Consider the following 820-nt stretch of genomic DNA (forward strand, 5'->3'; position numbering starts at 1 on the left):
CGTCGCTGTCGTAGGCCAGCGCCTTGCTCTGCACCTCGCCAGGAGCCAGCGGCGCGGACAGGTCATCGGCGAGATAGCGGGTACGGCTTCGAGTGAGCAGGCGCTTGTCGATCCCGTTGGACAGCTGTCCGTCGTAGGCCACCGCGTTGGCCGTGTCCGCGGCGTCGCGTATTGCCTGCCAGCTGAACGCGTCGTCGCCCGGCGCCGGGAGCCCGTGCAGCTCATAGCTGCGCGCCTCGACCGGCACCCCCAACCGCAACACGTCGTCGCTCGTGTCGAGATGCACGACGTCCGTCTCACTGAGCGTCGCGTGGAACACACCCTGCTCGTCGAGCACGAAGTCGCGCCGCCGGTACACCACCGCAGCCGAGCGCAGCGCCGTGCCGTAGTCGTCGACCTCGAGCACGAAGCTGTGCGCGATGCGAGGGTCCGCCGGGTCGCGCTCGTACTGGTAGCTCAGCGCCTCGCGGTCGTGTGCGAGATACACCCCATACACGTTCGGCCCGCGACCCTGCACTTGCCGAACCTCGAAGTTGGCCCCGCTCACCGTGAACGGCTCGTTCTCTTTGTCGGACCCATCCAACGCGTAGACCTCGGTCCGCAGCGTCCGCCCCGCCAGCGCCCGCATGGCCTCGCGCGCGTCGGCGCCACTGAGCCCGCCGGGCACCACGCTCCTCGGCAGCACGAACGCCTTCGCGTCACCGCCCCAATACTCCGCAGAAAACCGCTCCTCGAGCTGCTCCGCACCCAAGAACGCCCCCGTGTGAAACCAGCTCTTCGTGTACACCGGCGGCTGGTGCAGCTGCTCCTCCACCGCGTC

The 820-nt window shown here is 68.9% G+C and carries 1 protein-coding gene; it reads right to left on the minus strand.

Annotated elements, in window-relative coordinates; all coding sequences use genetic code 11:
* On the minus strand, window positions 1–787 hold a 787-nt coding region (locus ENSA7_RS41170; RefSeq protein ID WP_280524074.1), incomplete at its 3' end, for a toxin TcdB middle/C-terminal domain-containing protein.
* Between the last annotated feature and the right edge of the window lie 33 nt (window positions 788–820).

This window comes from Enhygromyxa salina (assembly GCF_002994635.1).
Taxonomy (GTDB): Bacteria; Myxococcota_A; Polyangia; order Nannocystales; family Nannocystaceae; genus Plesiocystis; species Plesiocystis salina_B.